Source organism: Neobacillus drentensis, from assembly GCF_036965245.1.
GTDB classification, from domain to species: domain Bacteria; phylum Bacillota; class Bacilli; order Bacillales; family Cytobacillaceae; genus Neobacillus; species Neobacillus drentensis_G.
The window spans coordinates 1-20,471 of record NZ_JBALPG010000062.1; the positions used below are offsets into that span (position 1 = coordinate 1).

Annotated in this window: 23 protein-coding genes; 22 read left to right on the plus strand and 1 reads right to left on the minus strand. The window is 39.7% G+C overall.

Features of this window, described 5'->3' with window-relative positions; all coding sequences use genetic code 11:
• Positions 1–214 precede the first annotated feature (214 nt).
• The 10 genes from V7150_RS14470 to rsmI all read left to right on the plus strand — a co-directional run bounded on the left by V7150_RS14470 (position 215) and on the right by rsmI (position 8,112).
• On the plus strand, positions 215–433 hold the full coding sequence (locus V7150_RS14470; RefSeq protein WP_335519441.1) for a sigma factor G inhibitor Gin: 219 nt from the start codon (positions 215–217) through the stop codon (positions 431–433).
• 241 nt (positions 434–674) lie between these two features.
• Entirely contained in the window at positions 675–2,114 is a 1,440-nt protein-coding gene (locus V7150_RS14475) for an aminotransferase class I/II-fold pyridoxal phosphate-dependent enzyme (RefSeq protein ID WP_335519444.1), read from the plus strand.
• Positions 2,115–2,140: 26 nt separating this feature from the next.
• Complete coding sequence (tmk, locus tag V7150_RS14480) at positions 2,141–2,779, plus strand: dTMP kinase (RefSeq protein WP_335519447.1); 639 nt, start codon at positions 2,141–2,143, stop codon at positions 2,777–2,779.
• 252 nt (positions 2,780–3,031) lie between these two features.
• Positions 3,032–3,361 (plus strand): cyclic-di-AMP receptor, encoded by a 330-nt coding sequence (locus V7150_RS14485; RefSeq protein WP_101648623.1) that lies wholly within the window; start codon positions 3,032–3,034, stop codon positions 3,359–3,361.
• 38 nt (positions 3,362–3,399) lie between these two features.
• Positions 3,400–4,407: a DNA polymerase III subunit delta' gene (gene holB, locus V7150_RS14490; RefSeq protein WP_335519452.1), complete on the plus strand. Its 1,008-nt coding sequence runs from the start codon at positions 3,400–3,402 to the stop codon at positions 4,405–4,407.
• Complete coding sequence (locus V7150_RS14495) at positions 4,400–5,227, plus strand: PSP1 domain-containing protein (RefSeq protein ID WP_335519455.1); 828 nt, start codon at positions 4,400–4,402, stop codon at positions 5,225–5,227. The genes holB and V7150_RS14495 overlap by 8 nt, the downstream gene beginning before the upstream one ends.
• Positions 5,181–5,618 carry a DNA replication initiation control protein YabA gene (gene yabA / locus V7150_RS14500; RefSeq protein ID WP_335519458.1) on the plus strand — a complete coding sequence of 146 codons (438 nt, stop codon included), beginning with the start codon at positions 5,181–5,183 and terminating at the stop codon, positions 5,616–5,618. The genes V7150_RS14495 and yabA overlap by 47 nt, the downstream gene beginning before the upstream one ends.
• Positions 5,619–6,046: 428 nt before the next feature.
• Complete coding sequence (locus tag V7150_RS14505; protein ID WP_335519461.1) at positions 6,047–6,796, plus strand: tRNA1(Val) (adenine(37)-N6)-methyltransferase; 750 nt, start codon at positions 6,047–6,049, stop codon at positions 6,794–6,796.
• A complete protein-coding gene (locus V7150_RS14510; protein WP_335519466.1) occupies positions 6,786–7,091 on the plus strand; it encodes a GIY-YIG nuclease family protein in 306 nt (101 codons plus the stop codon). Before V7150_RS14505 ends, V7150_RS14510 begins: the two co-directional genes overlap by 11 nt.
• A 142-nt stretch (positions 7,092–7,233) precedes the next feature.
• Entirely contained in the window at positions 7,234–8,112 is an 879-nt protein-coding gene (rsmI, locus tag V7150_RS14515; RefSeq protein ID WP_335519469.1) for a 16S rRNA (cytidine(1402)-2'-O)-methyltransferase, read from the plus strand.
• A gap of 94 nt (positions 8,113–8,206) precedes the next feature.
• Here rsmI and V7150_RS14520 read toward each other — a convergent pair whose 3' ends face one another.
• Complete coding sequence (locus tag V7150_RS14520) at positions 8,207–8,491, minus strand: AbrB/MazE/SpoVT family DNA-binding domain-containing protein (protein ID WP_283920990.1); 285 nt, start codon at positions 8,489–8,491, stop codon at positions 8,207–8,209.
• Positions 8,492–9,060: 569 nt separating this feature from the next.
• Between V7150_RS14520 and metG the strand changes: the two genes are divergently transcribed.
• The 12 genes from metG to spoVG all read left to right on the plus strand — a co-directional run bounded on the left by metG (position 9,061) and on the right by spoVG (position 20,245).
• Positions 9,061–11,016, plus strand: coding sequence for a methionine--tRNA ligase (gene metG / locus V7150_RS14525; RefSeq protein WP_335519473.1), 1,956 nt, complete (start codon positions 9,061–9,063; stop codon positions 11,014–11,016).
• Between the two features lie 206 nt (positions 11,017–11,222).
• Positions 11,223–11,990: a TatD family hydrolase gene (locus V7150_RS14530; RefSeq protein WP_335519475.1), complete on the plus strand. Its 768-nt coding sequence runs from the start codon at positions 11,223–11,225 to the stop codon at positions 11,988–11,990.
• Between the two features lie 236 nt (positions 11,991–12,226).
• The gene (locus V7150_RS14535; protein WP_335519478.1) at positions 12,227–13,408 is read left to right on the plus strand and encodes a ubiquitin-like domain-containing protein; all 1,182 of its coding nucleotides are present in this window, start codon (positions 12,227–12,229) and stop codon (positions 13,406–13,408) included.
• Positions 13,409–13,699: 291 nt separating this feature from the next.
• Positions 13,700–14,260 carry a ribonuclease M5 gene (rnmV, locus tag V7150_RS14540; RefSeq protein ID WP_335519480.1) on the plus strand — a complete coding sequence of 187 codons (561 nt, stop codon included), beginning with the start codon at positions 13,700–13,702 and terminating at the stop codon, positions 14,258–14,260.
• On the plus strand, positions 14,253–15,131 hold the full coding sequence (rsmA, locus tag V7150_RS14545) for a 16S rRNA (adenine(1518)-N(6)/adenine(1519)-N(6))-dimethyltransferase RsmA (RefSeq protein WP_335519483.1): 879 nt from the start codon (positions 14,253–14,255) through the stop codon (positions 15,129–15,131). The genes rnmV and rsmA overlap by 8 nt, the downstream gene beginning before the upstream one ends.
• Before the next feature lie 293 nt (positions 15,132–15,424).
• The gene (gene yabG / locus V7150_RS14550; protein WP_335519486.1) at positions 15,425–16,309 is read left to right on the plus strand and encodes a sporulation peptidase YabG; all 885 of its coding nucleotides are present in this window, start codon (positions 15,425–15,427) and stop codon (positions 16,307–16,309) included.
• Between the two features lie 446 nt (positions 16,310–16,755).
• On the plus strand, positions 16,756–17,019 hold the full coding sequence (veg, locus tag V7150_RS14555; RefSeq protein WP_283920997.1) for a biofilm formation stimulator Veg: 264 nt from the start codon (positions 16,756–16,758) through the stop codon (positions 17,017–17,019).
• Positions 17,020–17,148: 129 nt separating this feature from the next.
• On the plus strand, positions 17,149–17,334 hold the full coding sequence (locus V7150_RS14560) for a small, acid-soluble spore protein, alpha/beta type (protein WP_335519489.1): 186 nt from the start codon (positions 17,149–17,151) through the stop codon (positions 17,332–17,334).
• A 293-nt stretch (positions 17,335–17,627) separates the two neighbouring features.
• Entirely contained in the window at positions 17,628–18,497 is an 870-nt protein-coding gene (ispE, locus tag V7150_RS14565; protein WP_335519492.1) for a 4-(cytidine 5'-diphospho)-2-C-methyl-D-erythritol kinase, read from the plus strand.
• 56 nt (positions 18,498–18,553) lie between these two features.
• A complete protein-coding gene (gene purR / locus V7150_RS14570) occupies positions 18,554–19,381 on the plus strand; it encodes a pur operon repressor (protein ID WP_335519495.1) in 828 nt (275 codons plus the stop codon).
• A gap of 1 nt (position 19,382) precedes the next feature.
• Complete coding sequence (gene ridA / locus V7150_RS14575; RefSeq protein WP_335519498.1) at positions 19,383–19,757, plus strand: 2-iminobutanoate/2-iminopropanoate deaminase; 375 nt, start codon at positions 19,383–19,385, stop codon at positions 19,755–19,757.
• Positions 19,758–19,954: 197 nt separating this feature from the next.
• A complete protein-coding gene (spoVG, locus tag V7150_RS14580) occupies positions 19,955–20,245 on the plus strand; it encodes a septation regulator SpoVG (RefSeq protein WP_003347151.1) in 291 nt (96 codons plus the stop codon).
• The last annotated feature ends 226 nt before the right edge of the window (positions 20,246–20,471 follow it).

The window sequence follows — 20,471 nt, forward strand, 5'->3', positions numbered from 1 at the left end:
AGGACGTTGCCAGGCAAATCAAAGGACAACCTAAAATGGTTGTCCTTTTACTTTTTATCAGTAAAGTGAAAACTTAAGGTAAAAAAGTACGAAATGTTTATTAAGAAAACAATTATAGACATACACCCAATTGAAGATTACGACATACTATATTAATGGCGAAAGAGAATTCGAAAAATTGTATACAAATTAAAATTAAGGACAGAATGGGTGTATGGAGGTGGAGGGATTGAGTTCATTTTTAGCACATAAACATTATCTGGAAACGTGCGTTATTTGTGAGAATCTTAAACCAAAAGGCATACATCTATACACTTCTTTTATTTGTACAGAATGTGAAAATGATTTAATTCAAACTGATACAAATGATCCAAAATATAAATATTTTCTAAAACAGCTTAAAAAAATAACAAACCCAGAAATTTTTTCGTAACAAGTCCTTTTATCCCGCATTAACGGCAGTAAGCCCCCTCCAAGAATATAAAGGAACTAAATAGAATAAGCGGAGAGACAACTGCCCGTAAAAGCCCAATTGGTTCAACTAACAAACAGTGGGGGAGAATAATCCCCACTGTTTGAAGGTTCACCCTATGGGCTTTATTTTTTTTGCGAAAAATAGGAAAGGCTATCGTTTTTTGTTAAAATAGATAAGACTCTTATAAGGAAGATAAAATATGAACACTCAATGGAAAAAACCTTTATACAAAGCATTAATAGAACATGTAAACAAGAAGCCAATTTCTTTTCATGTCCCTGGACATAAATATGGATTAATTGATCAATCGGATGAGGATCATTTTTTTAAGCAACTATTAAAAATTGATGCAACAGAGTTATCGGGTTTAGATGATCTCCATTCGCCTGAAGGGGCTATATTGGAAGCGGAAATGCTTTTAGCTGAGTTATATCACACGAAAAAAAGTTTTTTTCTTGTGAATGGTTCAACAGTAGGTAACCTTGCGATGATTATGGCAGCCTGCTCGGAAGGGACACAAGTCCTTGTAGAAAGAAATTGTCATAAGTCTGTGTTAAATGCTCTTAGATTAGCGAAAGCAAGGCCAGTGTTCCTAGAGCCGGAATATAATCAGGAGTGGAAAATAGGAGCAGGCGTTAGTGTGGAAACGGTAAAACAGGCTATCAACCGATATCCAGACGCAAAAGCCATCATTTTGACTTATCCAAACTATTATGGAATGACCTATGATTTACAAGGAATTATTGATCTGTCCCACCAACATCATATTCCTGTATTGGTTGATGAGGCACATGGGCCGCATTTCATCGTCGGGGAACCTTTTCCAGCATCAGCTGTTCAATTGGGTGCAGACATGATCGTGCAATCAGCACACAAGACACTTCCCGCAATGACAATGGGTTCTTTTTTACATGTTAATAGTGACTTGATCAACATGGAGAAGGTAAAGGAATACCTTGAAGTATTCCAATCCAGCAGCCCATCGTACCCAATAATGGCATCACTGGATTTAGCAAGGAATTACTTAGGTACATATGAACAAAAGGATTTATCTTTTTTGCTGACTGAAATTAAGCACTTTAAAGAGGAGTTAGCTAAAATTCCAACGATTAAAGTGCTAGATTTTCCACTAAACCATGGGGATTTGCTAAAAATTACTATTCAATCAAGATGTGAGCTAAGCGGATTTGAGCTCCAAAAGAGATTAGAAGAGTCAGGGATTTATACAGAACTAGCAGATCCAAATAATGTGTTATTCATTCTGCCATTATTAAAGGATGGGCAGCATTATCCATTGGGAGAGGCAGCAAAGAAAATACAAAGGGCTCTTTTAGGTTTGTCTTTTTTCGAAGTGAGGGAAGAATTCATAATGGATCGTCACAAGATCTCAGAGCTAGCTATTCCCTATGAAGATATGGCAAGCCTAACCGTGAAAGAGGTAACTATTACTGAAGCAGCGGGATTTACTTGTGCGGAAACGATCATCCCCTATCCACCGGGGGTTCCATTAATATTAAAGGGCGAGAGAATAACAGGGGAAAAGCTTAAACAGCTTAATCGATTGTTACAATCCGGGGCAAGGTTTCAAGGCGGCTCCACTATAAAAAAAGGTAGGATAAAGATATTTAGTACAACTTAAGAAACATACATTTTGGAGGGTTTATTTTGAAGAGCAGCGGAACATTTATTACGTTTGAGGGACCGGATGGAGCGGGCAAGACAACGATTATTAAATTGGTAGCCCAAGAGCTTAACAACGCACTTCTTACAAGGGAACCAGGCGGGATTGAAATAGCTGAGCAAATTCGCAGAGTTATTTTAGATAAAGGAAATACGGCAATGGATTCCCGAACTGAAGCACTGCTTTATGCAGCAGCACGGAGACAGCATTTAATTGAAAAGGTAAAGCCGGCATTAGACAAGGGAAGAGTTGTTTTATGTGACCGGTTTGTTGATAGTTCATTGGCATATCAGGGCTATGCACGGGGGTTAGGAATGGACGAGGTGTTTACGATTAATCAATTTGCAATCGAGGACTTCATGCCTGAACTGACAATCTACTTTGATATTGAACCAGAGATAGGTTTAAAGCGGATTAATAAAAATAAAGGGCGAGAAATTAACCGATTGGATTTAGAGGATCTCGATTTCCACAAAAAAGTTAGAGAGGGATATCATCTATTAATGGAACGTTTTCCACATAGAATTGTGCGGATTGATGCTTCCGGTACAATGGATGAGGTTTTTCAAAAAACGATGCAGCTTGTAGAAGCAAAATTAGCAGAAAAAAGGCCTTCAATATAAGGCTTTTTTTCGTGGAAAAAGGGCGGAATGCAGCAATAAAAAGTTGGTTTATCTTGTCTTAGTGGAAAAAATCAACATACCATTTTGGATTAGTGAAGCTAGGCTCTGCTCACATCCTTTTGTTTTTACTAATAAAATTTTAAATTTAATAGTGTGTTCCTTCTACTTGCAAATGTAAGCGGGGCAATTACCTGTTATAATATAGATAGAGGAAACTAGAGTTGTAATAAATAGAGGAGAGGGTGTTTTCAAATGAAACTCATCATAGCCGTTGTACAAGATCAGGATAGCAATCGTTTATCTAAGGCATTAGTCGATAATAATTTTAGAGCGACCAAATTAGCTAGTACAGGTGGATTTTTGAAGTCAGGGAACACCACGTTTATGATAGGTACCGAGGATATCCGGGTTGACCGGGCTCTCCAAATTATTAAGGACAACTGCAAGTCGAGAGACCAGCTGGTAGCCCCTGTTTCACCGATGGGTGGGAATGCCGACTCTTATGTCCCTTATCCAGTAGAGGTCGAGGTAGGCGGAGCAACAGTATTTGTCTTACCTATTGAGCAATACATGCATTTTTAAACTTTTGTTGTTAATTTTTTGATAAGTGAGTGATTATATTGGGAAAAACATGGGATCAACTAGAAGAACTGCAGCCGACCGTGTTAAAAATGTTAAAAAACAGTTTGGTGAAAAATCGAGTGGCCCATGCGTACCTTTTTGAAGGCATGAGAGGGACAGAAAAAAAAGAAGTAGGTTTATTACTAACGAAGGCTCTTTTCTGTGAATCGTTAATAGAGGGCTATAAACCATGCGAGGAATGTAATAATTGCCGTCGGATTAATAGTGGAAATCACCCTGATGTTCATATTGTCGAGCCAGATGGGTTATCGATTAAGGTTGACCAGATCAGAAATCTGCAAGCAGAGTTTTCGAAAAAGGGTGTTGAATCCTTAAAAAAGGTGTACTTGATTTCTCATGCTGATAAAATGAGTGTGAGTGCATCGAATAGTTTGTTAAAGTTTCTGGAGGAACCAAGTCCTGGGACGGTTGCCTTCCTTTTAACAGAACAGCAGCAGCAAATTCTTCCAACCATACTTTCTAGATGCCAAATATTAGCATTCCATCCGTTAGCACCCCAAGTGATGGTGAAACAGCTAGTTGAAAATGGCGTAGAACCAGTAAAGGCACCCTTGCTTGCCCAGTTAACCAATAATCTGGATGAAGCACTCAAATTAAATGTCGATGAATGGTTTGCACAAGCCCAAAAAATAGTGGTAAAATTATTTGAGGTGTTGAAAAAAAATCCGTTGGAGGCGATGGTAACGCTCCAGGGAGATTGGTTTTTACACTTTAAAGAAAAAGAACAGATTCAACGTGGGTTAGATCTTTTACTTCTTATTTTTAAGGATTTACTTTATATACAATTAGATAAAGAGGAGCAAATTGTTTTTATACAGGAAAGTGAGCGGTTAAAGCAATTTGCCCTAAAAACATCTGGACGGCGCTTATCGGATCAAATGTCAGCTATTCTTGATGCAAAAAGGAAGCTGCAGGCAAATATGAATCCTCAGCTGATGATGGAACAGCTTGTGTTAAAATTGCAGGAGGGATCTTCATTTGTATGATGTTATAGGAGTACGCTTTAAAAAGGCGGGGAAAATCTATTATTTTGATCCAGGAGACCTCTCAATCGAAAAGGATGACTTTGTCATTGTCGAAACGGTCCGCGGCGTTGAATACGGCAGAGCGGTTATTGCCCGTAAACAGGTAGAGGAGCATGATGTTGTCCTTCCTTTAAAAAAGGTTGTCAGAATTGCCGATCAGAAGGATCGAATGATTGTGGAGGAAAATAAGCAGGAAGCCCAAGAGGCTTATGAGGTTTGTAATGAAAAAGTGAATGAGCATCAGCTGGATATGAAGCTAGTCGATGTTGAATATACATTTGATCGAAACAAGGTAATCTTCTACTTTACCGCGGATGGAAGAGTTGATTTTCGTGAGTTAGTAAAAGATTTAGCAGCGATTTTTCGGACACGCATTGAATTACGTCAGATTGGCGTCCGTGATGAAGCAAAAATGCTTGGCGGTATTGGACCGTGCGGGAGAATGCTATGCTGTTCTACCTTTTTAGGTGATTTCGATCCCGTCTCTATCAAAATGGCGAAGGATCAAAACCTTTCATTAAATCCTACAAAAATATCCGGTTTATGCGGCAGACTTATGTGCTGCTTAAAATATGAAAATGATGAATATGAATCCGCTAAAGAGGCTCTGCCGGATTTAGGGGAAATCATTGAAACACCGCAGGGTACAGGGAAAGTGGTAGGACTAAATATATTAGAGCGGGTACTTCAGGTGGAATTAAAGGAACAAGAACGGGTCCTAGAGTATACTTTGGATGAAATTATTAAAGAAGGTGCTTTTTCTATACAATCCACAGATTAATGAGGTGGAAGCCGTGGATAAAAAGGAAATATTTGAATCAGTAAGTAATATGGAAACACAAATCGGCCATCTTTACCAAAAGCTAGGAGAATTGAAGCAGCATTTAGCCGAAATACTAGAAGAAAATCATTATTTAAAGCTTGAAAATGAGCATCTAAGGCGCCGTTTAGATGTAACGATGGAAGAAGAAAAGGATGAAACAGATAATAAAAAGTCCGTAACAGGAGTCCAGGCTGTATCTCCGGGGGGGAAGCCCTTTGATATTGGGGAAGGATATGATAACCTCGCTCGTCTTTATCAGGAAGGCTTTCATATTTGCAACCTCCACTTTGGGAGCTTACGAAAGGAAGGCGATTGTTTATTCTGTCTCTCCTTTCTTAATAAGAAATAACATTAAGAGGCTGACCAACATCAGCCTCTATTTTCAGCTAATAAGGAATTATGAACTTTCTGTGGGAAGTTCATAATTCCTTATTTCGCATAAGTGCACAAAGGAAAGCTTCGAAGCATAAGCATCGCAGTCGAAAAGCTGTGCTTTTCGACGAACTATGCCTCTGTCTTCGCCTAACGGCTCGCCAGTCGGCAAGTTTTCTTTAGCCGATAGGAAAGTAAAACTTCCTATTAGGCATAAGTGCAACTACGCCTCTGTCTTCGCCTAAGGGCTCGCCAGTCGGCGAGTTTTCTTTAGCCGATAGGAAAGTAAAACTTTCCTATTAGGCATAAGTGCAACTACGCCTCTGTCTTCGCCTAAGGGCTCGCCAGTCGGCGAGTTTTCTTTAGCCGATAGAGAAAGTTTTCTTTATACTTTTAAAGAATAGGATGGTATTTGTGGTCAATTTGAGAGAAGATGAACGGTTAGATTATTTGTTAGCGGAAAACTTAAGGATCATTCAAAGTCCATCTGTTTTTGCTTTTTCGCTCGATGCCGTATTATTGGCGCGATTTGTTTACGTTCCCATTCAAAAAGGAAATTTAATTGATCTTTGCAGCGGAAATGGGGTTATTCCCTTATTTTTGAGTGCCCGCACAAAGGGGAATATAACGGGTGTGGAAATCCAAGAACGACTATATGATATGGCGATTAGAAGTATTGAATATAATGGGCTTCAGGAACGGTTAAAAATGATTTACGGTGATATTAAGGATATGCCCCAAAAACTTGGATTTGGAAAGTTTGATGTGGTGACCTGCAATCCGCCTTATTTTACGACTCCATCAAAAGAAGAAATAAATCCGAATGAACATTTGGCCATTGCCCGCCACGAGATTCTCTGTACGCTTGAAGATGCTGTAAAAGCTTCGAGTCAATTAGTACGGCAGGGGGGGAAAGTGGCTTTTGTCCACCGTCCGGGCCGCCTCAATGATCTGATTACGTTAATGCGCCAGTATCGGCTTGAGCCAAAGCGAATTCAGCTTGTCTACCCAAAGCTTGGCAAGGAAGCCAATATTCTTTTAGTTGAAGCGATAAAAGACGGGAGTCCTGATTTAAAAATCCTTCCGCCTCTAATTGTTTATAATGAGGTGGATGAATACACTCCAGAGATTAGAGAGATTTTATATGGAGAATAGCAGCCATTACTTTTATGTCCTAACCTGTTCGGATGGAAGCCTGTATGGCGGCTATACCAATAATTTGGAGCGTCGGATTAAGCTGCATAATGAAGGAAAGGGGGCTAAATATACTCGGGGCAGGGGACCAGTCGAACTGACATTTTTTAAAGGCTATGATCATAAAAGTGATGCGTTAAAAGCAGAGTATCAATTTAAACAATTAACAAGAAAGAAAAAGCTTGAATTTTTACGAAATAATACAAATAATGCTTTGAACTTTGAAAACAGTCTTGCTTCAGCGCCTAGCAATTAGTGTACTTCGCGCTTCTCCCTACGATAAGTTAACATCGACGCTTGCGCTCTTCGTGTGTTTTCTTTATCTCAGTCGGAGAGCTTTAGTCCATACGTTGCTGAACGGGCGCTTCAGCTTTAATAATTGGAAATAGGTGATAATGATGTGGCAGCAAAAAAGCTTCGAGAACGAAGAGCATAAAGGAATCCTATATCTAGTTCCTACTCCTATTGGGAATCTGGAGGATATGAGCTTTCGGGCAATTAGAATATTAAAAGAGGCAGATTTGATTGCTGCTGAAGATACAAGAAATACAAAGAAGCTATGTAATTATTTCGAAATTGGTACTCCTGTTGTCAGTTATCACGAACATAATAAGGAAACGAGCGGGGAGAAATTGATTGAAAAAGTAAAGCAAGGCTTAAAAATTGCTCTTGTAAGCGATGCAGGAATGCCTGCTATTTCTGACCCAGGATATGAACTTGTTGTGGCAGCCATTAGTGAACAAGCGGCTGTTGTTCCGTTACCAGGAGCAAATGCAGCACTTACCGCATTGATTGCCTCGGGACTACCCTGCCAGCCCTTATATTTTTATGGGTTTTTAAATCGAAACAAGAAAGACAAGCGAGCAGAATTAGAAGGGTTGAAAAAGCAATCTGCGACGTTGATTTTTTATGAATCTCCACATCGTATAAAGGAAACTTTATCGATCATGCTTGATGTTCTTGGTAACAGGAATATGGCTCTATGCAGGGAGTTAACTAAAAAGTACGAGGAATTTATTCGTGGAACCCTTGAAGAATCAATTGAATGGGCGCATCAGGATGAAATTCGAGGTGAATTTTGTATCATAGTTGAAGGGTCGAATTGCCAGCAAGAAGAAGAGTCCAGCTGGTGGCAGCATTTATCTCTTGAAGAACACGTAAATCACTACATATCAGTAAAAAGTATGCCGTCAAAGGAAGCGATTAAACAAACAGCAAAAGACCGCGGGCTTAACAAACGCGAAGTTTATCAGGCCTATCATATTGAGAATCATTAAAAAAAGCTCCAGCACTTATTTGGTGCTGGAGCTTGCTTCCTTACAAATATGCCTCTGTCTTCCTAAAGGCTCGCCAATCGGCGAGTTTTCTTTATTACTTCGCTACTTCAAAGTTTTTTTGAATTTCTTCTATTAATTGCTCTGCACCTTCACGGCTTAGAATTAATTTACCGCCTGCAAGAGCCATATTATCATCAGATACTTCACCAGTTACTTGGCAAGTCATATTTGGCTTGTATTTTTTTAAGATAATGCGCTCATCGTCAACATAGATTTCAAGTGCATCCTTTTCAGCAATTCCAAGAGTACGTCTTAATTCAATCGGAATAACCACACGACCTAATTCATCAACTTTACGAACAATACCTGTAGATTTCATACAATAATCTCCTCTCGTTAGTACACATATTTTTTAGCCGATAGAAAAGTAAACTTTCCTATCAGGCATAAGTGCAACTACGCCTCTGTCTTCGCCTAACGGCTCGCCAGTCGGCGAGTTTTCTATATCTATTTTTTAATTCGTCATTATTCGACAAATTTCTTATAAACCCATAATACCAGTACTTCCCATATCCGTCAATTATTTTATTTTGAAAAATAACAGAAATTTTTTCCAGTAATACGTTTATTGATTTGATAGGGTTTACCCCAATATTGATTCAATCAAACTACCATTTTAATATTATTGTTGTTTAAACCACAATTAACATTAGTTAGATATTATTCGACAAAATTCTACATTCATCAACCTTATCGCTCATATGTTTCGAAGGTTCACAATCCTTTATGGGTGCATCAGGAATAAAATTAAAAAAATTGCAAGTCTATGAATGACGCTTTCTTGCACAAATGTTCATTTTTCGGTATATTTTGATGATAGAAGCAGCAAAAAGAGGCAATAATGAATTAATGGAGTTTACGTTGCCTGCCTATTGGAGGGATAAGAAAATGGAGGAAAAATTAAAGACTTTTTATCTGACGACACCGATTTACTATCCAAGTGGAAATTTACATATTGGTCATGCTTATACTACTGTTGCCGGTGATGCAATGGCACGTTACAAGCGGATGCGCGGCTATGATGTGATGTATTTAACGGGAACAGATGAACATGGACAAAAAATTCAACGTAAAGCAGAAGAGAGTGGGATTACACCACAGCAGTATGTGGATGGAATTGTTACTGGAATCAAAGAACTTTGGAATAAGCTTGATATTTCTTATGATGATTTTATCAGGACAACGGAAGAAAGACATAAACAAGTTGTAGAAAAAATCTTTGCCAGACTTCTTGAACAAGGAGATATTTATCTTGATCAGTATGAAGGATGGTATTGTACACCTTGTGAATCCTTTTTTACGGACCGCCAGTTAGAGGATGGAAAATGTCCAGATTGTGGTCGTCCAGTTGAAAAAGTAAAAGAAGAATCATACTTTTTTAGAATGAGTAAGTATGTTGACCGTCTTTTACAATACTACGAAGAAAATCCTGATTTCATTCAGCCGGAATCCCGCAAAAATGAAATGATTAATAACTTTATCAAACCTGGTTTAGAAGACTTAGCTGTATCTAGAACAACTTTTGATTGGGGTATAAAGGTACCCGGGGATCCAAAGCATGTTATCTATGTATGGATTGACGCCCTTTCCAACTATATAACAGCTCTTGGCTATGGCACCGAAAATGACTCAAAATATTTAAATTACTGGCCGGCAGATGTTCATCTTGTCGGAAAGGAAATTGTCCGTTTCCATACAATTTATTGGCCGATTATGTTAATGGCATTGGATTTGCCGCTGCCTAAAAAGGTATTTGCCCATGGCTGGTTATTGATGAAGGATGGGAAAATGTCTAAGTCGAAAGGGAATGTGGTTGATCCTGTCACATTAATAGACCGCTACGGCCTTGATGCATTAAGGTATTATCTATTACGCGAAGTACCATTTGGTGCAGATGGAGTATTTACACCGGAGGGATTTGTCGAAAGAATAAATTTTGACTTGGCCAATGATCTTGGTAACCTGTTAAACCGAACGGTTGCGATGATTGAGAAGTATTTTAATGGTGTGATTCCTGATTACACCGGTTCTGCTGGGGAATTTGACGAGTCATTACTTCAAGTAAATCGTGAAACCATGTCAAAATACGAGGAAGCTATGGAGAAAATGGAGTTTTCTGTTGCCTTAACTTCCATTTGGCAATTAGTCAGCCGTACGAATAAATATATTGATGAAACACAACCGTGGACATTAGCTAAGGATGAGGAACGTAAAGGGGAACTTGCAAGTGTCATGGTTTACTTGGCAGAATCACTGCGAAGAATTGCTATTCTACTAAAGCCATTTTTAACCCGTACACCTAATGGGATTTTTAAACAGCTTGGCATACATGATGAGAATCTTAAAACATGGGAAAGTCTTGAAAGCTTTGGTATGATTCCAAGCGGAACAAAGGTGGAAAAGGATGCCCCGCTATTCCCAAGACTTGAAATTGCGGACGAAGTGGAATTCATCAAAACAAAAATGCAAGGCGCTAAACCTGTTGTTGAAGAAAAGAAAGAGGAAAAACCAGAGGCAATTGCTGAAATTGCTATTGATGATTTCATGAAAATTGATTTGCGAGTAGCCGAGGTTATTCAAGCAGAGCCGATTAAAAAAGCGGATAAACTGCTTAAGCTTCAACTTGACCTTGGTTACGAAAAGCGGCAAGTCGTTTCAGGGATTGCCCAGTACTATAAGCCTGAAGAATTAGTCGGTCGGAAAGTTATTTGTATTACAAATTTAAAACCAGTTAAATTACGTGGTGAATTATCACAAGGAATGATCTTAGCTGGATCAAAGGACGGACAGCTTTCTCTTGCCACTGTTGATCAAACATTACCAAATGGTGCGAAAGTGAAATAATGTAATAAAAGCGCCTGATTAGGGCGCTTTTGTTTTTGGAAATAGTGCCTCGGGGTCATGAGCTCCCGTTCAAGGCGCTTCCGCTTTTCGATGTTCCACGTGAAACAAATTTCGGGACATTTCCTTTTTTTAATTTGATTTTTGACATTGAAAGACAGAAAGTGCACATTTTAGAGAAAAAAATAGAAAAGAGGGCTTGATGTATTATGCTATTCGACACACATGCACACTTAAATGACACCCAATATAATGAGGATTTGCAAGAAGTCATTAATAGGGCTCAAAATGAGGGAGTTACCAATATGGTTGTTGTCGGATTTGATCGTCCGACTATTCAAAGGGCAATGGAGCTAGCGGAAACCTATGAATTTATTTATGCCTGTGTTGGCTGGCATCCCGTCGATGCCATTGATATGACGGATGAGGATTTAGTATGGATTGAGGAATTAGCTTCCCACCCAAAGGTAGTCGCAATCGGTGAAATGGGCTTGGATTATCATTGGGACAAGTCTCCAAAGGAGATCCAAAAGGAGGTATTTCGCAAACAAATCAGGCTGGCCAAAAAAGTGAATCTCCCAATCGTTATTCACAATCGTGAGGCTACCGCCGATATTGTGGAAATATTGAAGGAAGAAGGAGCTGAGGAAGTAGGGGGCATTATGCACTGCTTTAGCGGCAGCCCAGAAGTAGCACAGGAATGTGTAAAAATGAATTTTTATATTTCTCTTGGCGGCCCTGTTACCTTCAAAAATGCTAAAAAACCAAAAGAAGTGGCCGCTGAAATACCATTGGAAAAACTGTTGATTGAAACAGACTGCCCGTATTTGGCCCCGCATCCCTATCGTGGAAAACGGAATGAACCAAGTTATGTAAAACTAGTAGCTGAAGAAATTGCCGAAATAAAAGGGTTAACATTCGAAGATGTAGCGGTAGCAACGACACGAAATGCTAAAAAAATATTCGCCATAAAATGATAAGGGAAATTGTCGAAAGCCCTAGAAGCTTGTCCTAATTATTTCTAATAACAAAAAGTTCTACACGTCTCCTTTTCAACATAGGATAACCGTGTCGATAAGTTTTTCTTTGCAACATTTCCAGATTTGTGCATAATTAGAAATACGTTCACTGGATATGCAAGGATTGACAGCCGGCAGCATGGTATTAATTATCTCTCCAAGAAAAGGAGGCGTTTTTCATCGTATTCAAAAACATGAAAAACCTGTTTTCCCAGTCTTTGAGTAGGAGGTCATTGATCATTGTTTTTGCTAGTTTCGTAGTTTTGCTAACAGCTCTTGGAATTCTTTTTTTTGAAGGTTCGAAGAACACGGTGGCAATAACACTTAATGGCAAGCACGAGGTCGTAAAAACGCATGCAGATACCATCAAGGAATTATTAGATGAACTGGATGTACCTCATCGCTCACAAGACTACTTGTCTCCAAAGGCGAATTCGAAGGTGAAAGACCACATGAAAGTCGTTTGGAAACAGGCAAACAAGGTTCACATTGTTAAAGACAACGAGAAGAAAACGGTCTGGACTACAGCCGGAACTGTGGCTGAGCTCCTAAAAGAGCAGAAAATTGTATTGAAAGAGCAGGATCAAATATCACCAAAACCACAAACGGCAATAAAAAATAAGATGAATATTGATCTAAACATCGCATTTCATCTTACTTTTGTGGACGGAGGTAAGGAGCAGAATGTTTGGGCCACTTCGACTACGGTCGTTGACTTTTTAACCCAGCAGGGGATCAAGCTAAATGAATTAGACCGAGTTGAACCATCATTAACAGATACCATCTCAGAGAATGGTGTTGTTAACGTCATTCGCGTAGAAAAAGTCACCGATGTAGTGGAAGAACCAGTTCAATTTGCCGTGGTAACAAAAAAGGATGAAAGCTTAGAAAAAGGGAAAGAAGAAATCGTAGCCCCTGGTAAGCTGGGCCGTGTGTCTAAGCAATACGAGGTTGTGCTTGAAAACGGCAAGGAAGTTTCAAGAAAATTAATCAATGAGCAAAGCATTACAGAAAAGCAGGATAAAGTAGTGGCTGTCGGAACGAAGGAATTAGCCCTGCAAGTTTCACGTGGTGCAGATGAAACTGGAACAGAGTTTTACGTTACTGCAACTGCCTATACAGCCTCTTGTAATGGCTGTTCAGGACGTACTGCCACTGGTCTTAATCTCCGTGCTAATCCGAATATGAAAGTCATTGCGGTTGACCCAAGTGTAATTCCGCTTGGAACAAAGGTGTATGTGGAAGGCTACGGCTACGCTGTTGCTGCTGATACAGGCGGAGCAATTAAAGGGTATATCATTGATTTATTTATGCCATCGAAAGCGGAAGCGTACCGCTGGGGGCGTAAGAAGGTAAAGATAAAGGTTTTGCAATAATTTACTCTATGCAGAGGATCGTTTCCTCTGCATTTTGCTTTTTCCGAGATTTTCTTTATACTTACATCGATACAGTATATTTTTTCCGGTTTCTTACTTTCATTGTATGAATACGTTTAATAATATAGACGATGGACGTTACAAAAATGTTTCAATTATTTTTCATTTTTTACTAGAAAGTATAAAATTTTGACTTTGAGAAATGTCTAGATCCAGTGCTTAGCGACTAGGTAGTGACTTATCTAAACAGGCGCTTGCTCTTTTCTCATTACGGAGGCTTTTACATTTACCATGAGGATAAAAGAAATTATTGTCGTTGAGGGAAAAGATGATACGACAGCGATTAAACGGGCAGTTGACGCAGATACCATTGAGACGAACGGCTCTGCAGTGAATCAAACTACGATTGAAAAGGTACTGCGTGCCCAAGTGACACGAGGCGTGATTATTTTTACAGATCCAGACTTTCCTGGTGAAAAAATCAGGAAGACGATTGCAGCTGCAGTACCTGGCTGTAAACACGCTTTTCTAACGAAGGAAGCGGCGATTGCTAAAGGCGGCAGAGGTCTTGGTGTTGAACATGCGAGTCCAGAGGCAATTAAAGAAGCATTGAAGGATGCTCAAATCATGCATGAAACGATATCAGAAGAAATTACCCAAGAAGATTTACTTACTGCCGGTCTTATCGGCGGTGAGGGTGCGAAGGAACGAAGAATTATTCTCGGCAAACTTTTAAAAATTGGCTATACAAATGGAAAACAATTGCACAAGCGCTTAATGATGTTCCAAATCAGCAGGCAGGAATTTGCACAAGCACTAAGTGTTATACGTCAGGAGGAACAAAATGAATAAAGATATTGCAACCCCTGTGAGAACTAGGGCTATTCTCGAAAAATATGGTTTTTCTTTTAAGAAAAGCCTTGGTCAAAACTTCTTAATTGATACAAATATTTTAAAAAAAATCGTTAGCTTTGCCAATCTGAATGAGAATTCCGGGGCAATAGAAATTGGCCCGGGTATTGGCGCCCTTACCGAGCAGCTGGCACGGACGAGTAAAAAGGTTGTCGCTTTTGAAATCGATCAAAGATTATTACCCATCTTAAATGACACATTATCACCATATGAAAATGTCGAAATTATTCACAAGGATGTATTAGAGGCAGACATTCAAGTGGTGATGGAGGAAAAGTTTAAAGGCATTGACGATATAATGGTTGTTGCCAATTTACCCTATTATGTGACAACTCCTATCATCATGAAGCTCCTGGAGGATCGGCTGCCGATTCGCGGAATCGTTTGTATGCTCCAAAAAGAGGTTGCTGACCGTATTTCTGCTAAGCCTGGTACGAAGGACTATGGCTCGCTTTCGATTGCCATTCAATATTATACAGAGGCAGAGACCGTGATGATTGTTCCCAAAACTGTTTTTGTTCCGCAGCCGAATGTCGATTCTGCTGTGATCAGACTGATAAAACGGGAGCAGCCAGTTGTGACCGTAAAAGATGAAGCTTTCTTTTTTCAAGTAACAAAAGCCAGCTTTGCCCAAAGAAGAAAAACCTTGCTCAATAACTTAACAAGTCAGCTTCCTGAGGGGAAACAAAAAAAGGAGGAGATTCTCGCTGCCTTGAATGCGAGTGGGGTTGAACCTACCAGAAGAGGAGAGACTTTATCTTTAGAGGAATTTGGCCGTTTAGCCGATCAACTATATCCTTATTTCCATTAGACCTTTTTCTAAGAAGGTCTTTTTTTTGTGCATAAAAAGTCACCCATTTTCAAATACAGATTTTTCTCACATGGACACCATTGTTTGCATAGCCTATGAGAGAAACCCTATCCTGCATTAACGGGCAGTCAGACCTCCATTCCTTTTAGGAAACCTACCAAGGAATAGTGAGGGGCAACTACCCGTAAAAACACGATTGTTTCGACTAATTATCAGTGGGGAAAGACCACTACAGATGGAAGTTTCAACTTATACGAAGGGCCTCTTTTGCTGGTCTTATTGGAGTGACGGCAGTGGATATAAAAATAAATGATATTGTCGGTAGAAAATCATATAACTGTGATCTTCTATTTCGTGTGATTGATATGCAAAAAATAAATGACCAGAAATTCGCAATCCTTTATGGCGAGGATTTTCGTCTTGTTGCCGATGCACCTTATGCTGATTTAGTTGTTGTTAACCAGCATGAAAGGGTGAAACTAAGACAAGAATACAGGACGCTTGAAGAACAGTCGTTACGGCTTTTTACACAGGATGTTGATTTGTTAAAATCCAGGCAGGAATATGAAGTAACTGGAGGCTATGTTAAACCGAGCAATTATTTTCAAATCCCTGGGAAGGTTCTCCATTTGGATGGTGACTCTTCCTATTTGAAAAAATGTATGACATTATATGAAAAAATCGGGATACCGGTTTTAGGAATACACTGCCACGAAAAGGAAATGCAGAATAAAATTGCTGGATTAATTGACCTCTATCGTCCAGATATTCTTGTCATCACCGGGCATGACGCCTATTCAAAGGCAAAGGGGAAGATGACGGATATTAATGCTTATCGCCATTCAAAACATTTCGTCCAAACTGTTAGAGAGGCACGGAAAAAAATCCCTCATTTAGATCAATTAGTCATCTTTGCCGGTGCATGCCAATCCCATTTCGAATCGCTCATCCACGCGGGGGCAAACTTCGCAAGTTCCCCATCAAGGATCAATATTCACGCACTCGACCCTGTCTATATTGTCGCAAAAATAAGCTTTACCCCCTTTATGGAAAGAATTAACGTTTGGGATGTCTTACGAAATACATTAACAGGAGAGAAGGGGCTTGGGGGCATTGAAACAAAAGGTGTGTTACGAACAGGGATGCCATACAGACCCGTAAATGACCAAGAAGAATAAGCCTTAAATAAAATTATGAGGGAAATACTTTGAGAATTGTCCAGCTGCAGCGCCCAGCGACTAGTGGCCATCTCACTCCTCCCTACGATAAGTCAACATCGAATCGCTGTCGCTCTCCGTGTTGTCTAGCTGCAGCGCCTAGGGGCTCGGGGTCATAAGCGTGTCTAGTTGCGGCTCCTTAGGACTCGAGTCGTAAGCCACCCCCTGAAGAAGGCAAAAAGCGCCTTCTTCAGGGGTCGTCTTACGCTTTTGCTTTTCTGATTAGCTTATTTTTTGAAGCAATACATATTCCACCATAAAAAAGGTTACGATAAGAAATGTTGAAAATTAGAAGAAAAAGTAGAATAAAAAACATTGACAAACTTTTTGTCGGACTGATATAATTTATATTTTTGTTTGACAGGACTATGTCAGTGTGTTATACTTTACATAGTGAGGTGGATTGAATGCCAAAAACCTTAGCCGATATCAAAAAGGCTCTTGACACGAATTTAGGGAAAAGGTTGTTGCTAAAAGCAAACGGAGGACGCAGGAAAACGATTGAACGTTCAGGTGTTTTAGCTGAAACTTACCCATCTGTTTTTGTTATTGAATTAGATCAGGATGAAAATTCATTCGAGCGTGTTTCTTACAGCTATGCGGATGTATTAACAGAAACAGTTCAAATTACTTTCTACGATGATGCAACAGGACATGTAGCTTTAAGCTAGCATATAAGCAATGGATGGCAGTAAACATAGGGTTTACTGCTTTTTGCTATTTAAAGGATTATTTGGATATCATGAAATTCCTTGAGTATCTCATACTATGAATGCTGTGGTATGAAAGGGGTTGTTTAGATGGCTAGAAGAAGAGGTATTATGTCCGACCGTTTTAAAGAAGAGTTGGCAAAAGAGCTTGGATTTTATGATGTTGTTCAAAAAGAGGGATGGGGCGGTATCCGGGCAAGGGATGCAGGGAATATGGTGAAACGTGCCATTGAACTTGCAGAAGAACAGTTGATCAATCAGGGTCATAAGACTTAAGTCCCGAATAACCACTTTCGCATTTCGTTTAAACAAATCTTGACCACAGCCAGGCCAGTGAAGGGAAACCGAAAGGTCCCCTTGCTGGCTTTTTTCTTTACTCATTGTCCAAAAAATGACTTTTTCGAGTGCGTAATTAATGATAAAATATTAAATTTGACAGGATATATCATATCTCACGTCTTACATTTATCGTTTTGTGGTAAAATAGGACAAAATGTGGAATTTGGAATAGGGAATGCGGAAGCGCCTTTGGGTGCTAGAGCTGGACAAAACAAAAGTAGGTGGACGTAGTGAAGCTTTTAGTCAAAGCACCGGCCAAAATAAATTTAGCATTAGATGTTTTACATAAACGTTCCGATGGCTATCATGAGGTTGAAATGATCATGACCACTATTGATTTGGCTGATCGGATAGAACTAACTTTATTAAATCAAGATAAAATACATATTCTTTCTCATAATCGATACGTTCCTGATGACCAGCGCAACTTGGCCTTTCAAGCAGCACAACTGCTAAAGGACCGATTTGATGTGAAAAAGGGTGTGCTGATCTCAATTGAAAAAACGATTCCAGTTGCTGCAGGGTTAGCAGGAGGAAGCAGTGATGCTGCTGCAACCTTAAGAGGCTTAAATAAACTTTGGGATCTTGGCTTATCCATGGATGAATTAGCAGAGCTTGGGAGCGAAATTGGGTCGGATGTTTCTTTTTGTGTTTATGGAGGAACAGCTTTAGCAAAGGGAAGAGGAGAGGTCATCACTGAGCTGCCTGCGCCTCCGACATGCTGGGTAATCCTTGCGAAGCCATTCATTGGGGTTTCGACAGCAGAGGTTTACCGCCGGCTTGATGTGAATCGAACGAATCATCCTGATATTGCCGGCATGATTGAGGCCATTAACAATCATGACTATCAAAAGGTATGCGGGAAAGTTGGTAATGTTCTAGAGAATGTTACCTTAACCCTTCACCCTGAGGTTGCCCAAATAAAGGAGCAAATGAAGCGTTTTGGGGCAGATGCTGTATTAATGAGCGGCAGTGGACCAACCGTGTTTGGAATTGTCCAACATGACTCAAGAATGCACCGTATCTATAACGGATTAAGGGGATTCTGTGATCAGGTTTTCGCTGTTCGTATGCTTGGAGAACGACACTCGCTTGATTAAAGGCGTACAATAATGGTATCCTTAATTTAGAATATTCGGCTTTCTGGGGGTTTATGATGAAATTTCGCCGCAGTGAACGTTTAATTGATATGACGAATTATTTGCTGGATCATCCTCGCCAGCTTGTACCGCTCACCTTTTTTGCCGAGCGTTATTCGTCTGCGAAGTCTTCTATTAGTGAAGATTTGGCGATCGTAAAAGAGACTTTTGAACAAAGAGGAATCGGTACGTTACAAACAGTTCCAGGGGCTGCCGGTGGTGTTAAATTCTTCGTAAAAGTAAGCAGGGAAGAAGCGGAGCCCTTTATTAATGAATTATGTCAATTAATTGGGAATCCTGAACGGCTATTACCCGGCGGTTATTTATATTTAACCGATATTTTAGGAGATCCACAGGTTGTGCAAAAGGCCGGACGCATTATTGCCTCCGCCTACGCTGACACAAAAATTGATGTGGTTATGACAGTAGCGACAAAAGGAATCCCCCTTGCTTATGCAGTAGCAAGTCAGTTGAATGCACCGGTAGTGATTGTCCGTAGGGACAGTAAAGTAACGGAAGGACCGACAGTAAGCATTAATTATGTTTCCGGGTCTGCTAAGAGAATCCAGACAATGGTGCTTTCAAAGCGAAGCATGAAGCAGGATTCACGGGTCCTTATTGTTGATGACTTTATGAAGGCTGGCGGAACCGTAATGGGAATGATCAGTATGCTAGAGGAATTTAATGCCCATTTGGCGGGTATTGCTGTTTTAGTCGAAGCGGAAAAAATACAAGAACGATTAGTGGATGAATATTTATCGCTCGTCCAATTATCTGATGTCGATGTAAAAGACAAAAAGATTAGTGTACACGAGGGAAACTATTTTAACATTTGGAGGAGATAGCATGAAAGCAGTTCAAACCAATCAAGCACCTGCTGCCATTGGCCCCTATTCACAAGGGATCATTGTGAATAATCTGTTTTATAGCTCTGGACAAATTCCATTAACTGCTGAAGGAAACATGGTGGAAGGTGATATTAAAGAGCAAACCCACCAAGTTTTTCGTAATTTACAGGCTGTTTTAAGTGAAGCTGGTGCATCGCTTGAAACGGTTGTAAAGGCAACAGTCTTTATTAAAAATATGGATGAATTTGCTGCAGTAAATGAAGTATATGGTGAGTATTTCTCCACTCATAAGCCAGCCCGTTCCTGTGTTGAGGTTGCCCGTTTACCAAAGGATGCTTTAGTTGAAATCGAAGTTGTCGCGCTCGTGAAATAACGGGCGTTTTTTTTCGGCTAAATTAGTTCATAGTTGTTTCACTTTTCTGTCATTTATTGTCGACAATGTCCATTTTTTACAAAAGTTCACTATTTTGCCCTAATTTTTCAAAAAAATTTCAAATTTAAGAAGGATTATCAAAATAATTGTTGAATTTATTTAACTAGCTTTTATATAACAAAAGAGGGTGTGAGCACATGGAAGTAACTGACGTAAGATTACGCCGGGTTAACACGGATGGCCGAATGAGAGCGATTGCATCCATCACATTGGATAATGAATTTGTAGTTCATGACATACGTGTGATCGACGGAAACAACGGTTTATTTGTAGCTATGCCAAGTAAACGTACTCCAGATGGAGAGTTTCGTGACATTGCGCATCCAATCAATTCAGGAACACGCGGTAAAATCCAAGAGGCTGTTTTGGCTGAGTATCACCGTTTAGGTGAATTGGAAGTAGAATTTGAAGAAGCCGGAGCTTCCTGAGGATTTTTACAACTAGGGCCTTTCTTCTGAGTAAGGCTCTTTTTTTGTTTAGGAAACTTTTTTATGATAAAGTAAAATATCTGATCAAGGTCAGATTGCCCCAAGAATTTCCTCTATACTTCTCTCCTAATTTACTTAATATTGAAATATTAGACAATTCCTGTTCATTCCTTGAAAAGCGAGCCCATTTACGTTAATATTTTTAATGGATAAAAAGGTAAATTGG

Coding starts and splice junctions, on each gene's coding strand:
- V7150_RS14520 (WP_283920990.1), bottom strand. CDS start 8,491: ATGAAATCTACAGGTATTGTTCGTAAAGTTGATGAATTAGGTCGTGTG.
- rnmV (WP_335519480.1), top strand. CDS start 13,700: ATGAGGATAAAAGAAATTATTGTCGTTGAGGGAAAAGATGATACGACA.
- metG (WP_335519473.1), top strand. CDS start 9,061: ATGGAGGAAAAATTAAAGACTTTTTATCTGACGACACCGATTTACTAT.
- V7150_RS14470 (WP_335519441.1), top strand. CDS start 215: ATGGAGGTGGAGGGATTGAGTTCATTTTTAGCACATAAACATTATCTG.
- veg (WP_283920997.1), top strand. CDS start 16,756: ATGCCAAAAACCTTAGCCGATATCAAAAAGGCTCTTGACACGAATTTA.
- yabA (WP_335519458.1), top strand. CDS start 5,181: ATGAAATTATTAAAGAAGGTGCTTTTTCTATACAATCCACAGATTAAT.
- V7150_RS14505 (WP_335519461.1), top strand. CDS start 6,047: ATGGTATTTGTGGTCAATTTGAGAGAAGATGAACGGTTAGATTATTTG.
- purR (WP_335519495.1), top strand. CDS start 18,554: ATGAAATTTCGCCGCAGTGAACGTTTAATTGATATGACGAATTATTTG.
- rsmI (WP_335519469.1), top strand. CDS start 7,234: ATGTGGCAGCAAAAAAGCTTCGAGAACGAAGAGCATAAAGGAATCCTA.
- V7150_RS14530 (WP_335519475.1), top strand. CDS start 11,223: ATGCTATTCGACACACATGCACACTTAAATGACACCCAATATAATGAG.
- V7150_RS14485 (WP_101648623.1), top strand. CDS start 3,032: ATGAAACTCATCATAGCCGTTGTACAAGATCAGGATAGCAATCGTTTA.
- rsmA (WP_335519483.1), top strand. CDS start 14,253: ATGAATAAAGATATTGCAACCCCTGTGAGAACTAGGGCTATTCTCGAA.
- V7150_RS14560 (WP_335519489.1), top strand. CDS start 17,149: ATGGCTAGAAGAAGAGGTATTATGTCCGACCGTTTTAAAGAAGAGTTG.
- spoVG (WP_003347151.1), top strand. CDS start 19,955: ATGGAAGTAACTGACGTAAGATTACGCCGGGTTAACACGGATGGCCGA.
- V7150_RS14510 (WP_335519466.1), top strand. CDS start 6,786: ATGGAGAATAGCAGCCATTACTTTTATGTCCTAACCTGTTCGGATGGA.
- V7150_RS14475 (WP_335519444.1), top strand. CDS start 675: ATGAACACTCAATGGAAAAAACCTTTATACAAAGCATTAATAGAACAT.
- V7150_RS14535 (WP_335519478.1), top strand. CDS start 12,227: ATGAAAAACCTGTTTTCCCAGTCTTTGAGTAGGAGGTCATTGATCATT.
- ridA (WP_335519498.1), top strand. CDS start 19,383: ATGAAAGCAGTTCAAACCAATCAAGCACCTGCTGCCATTGGCCCCTAT.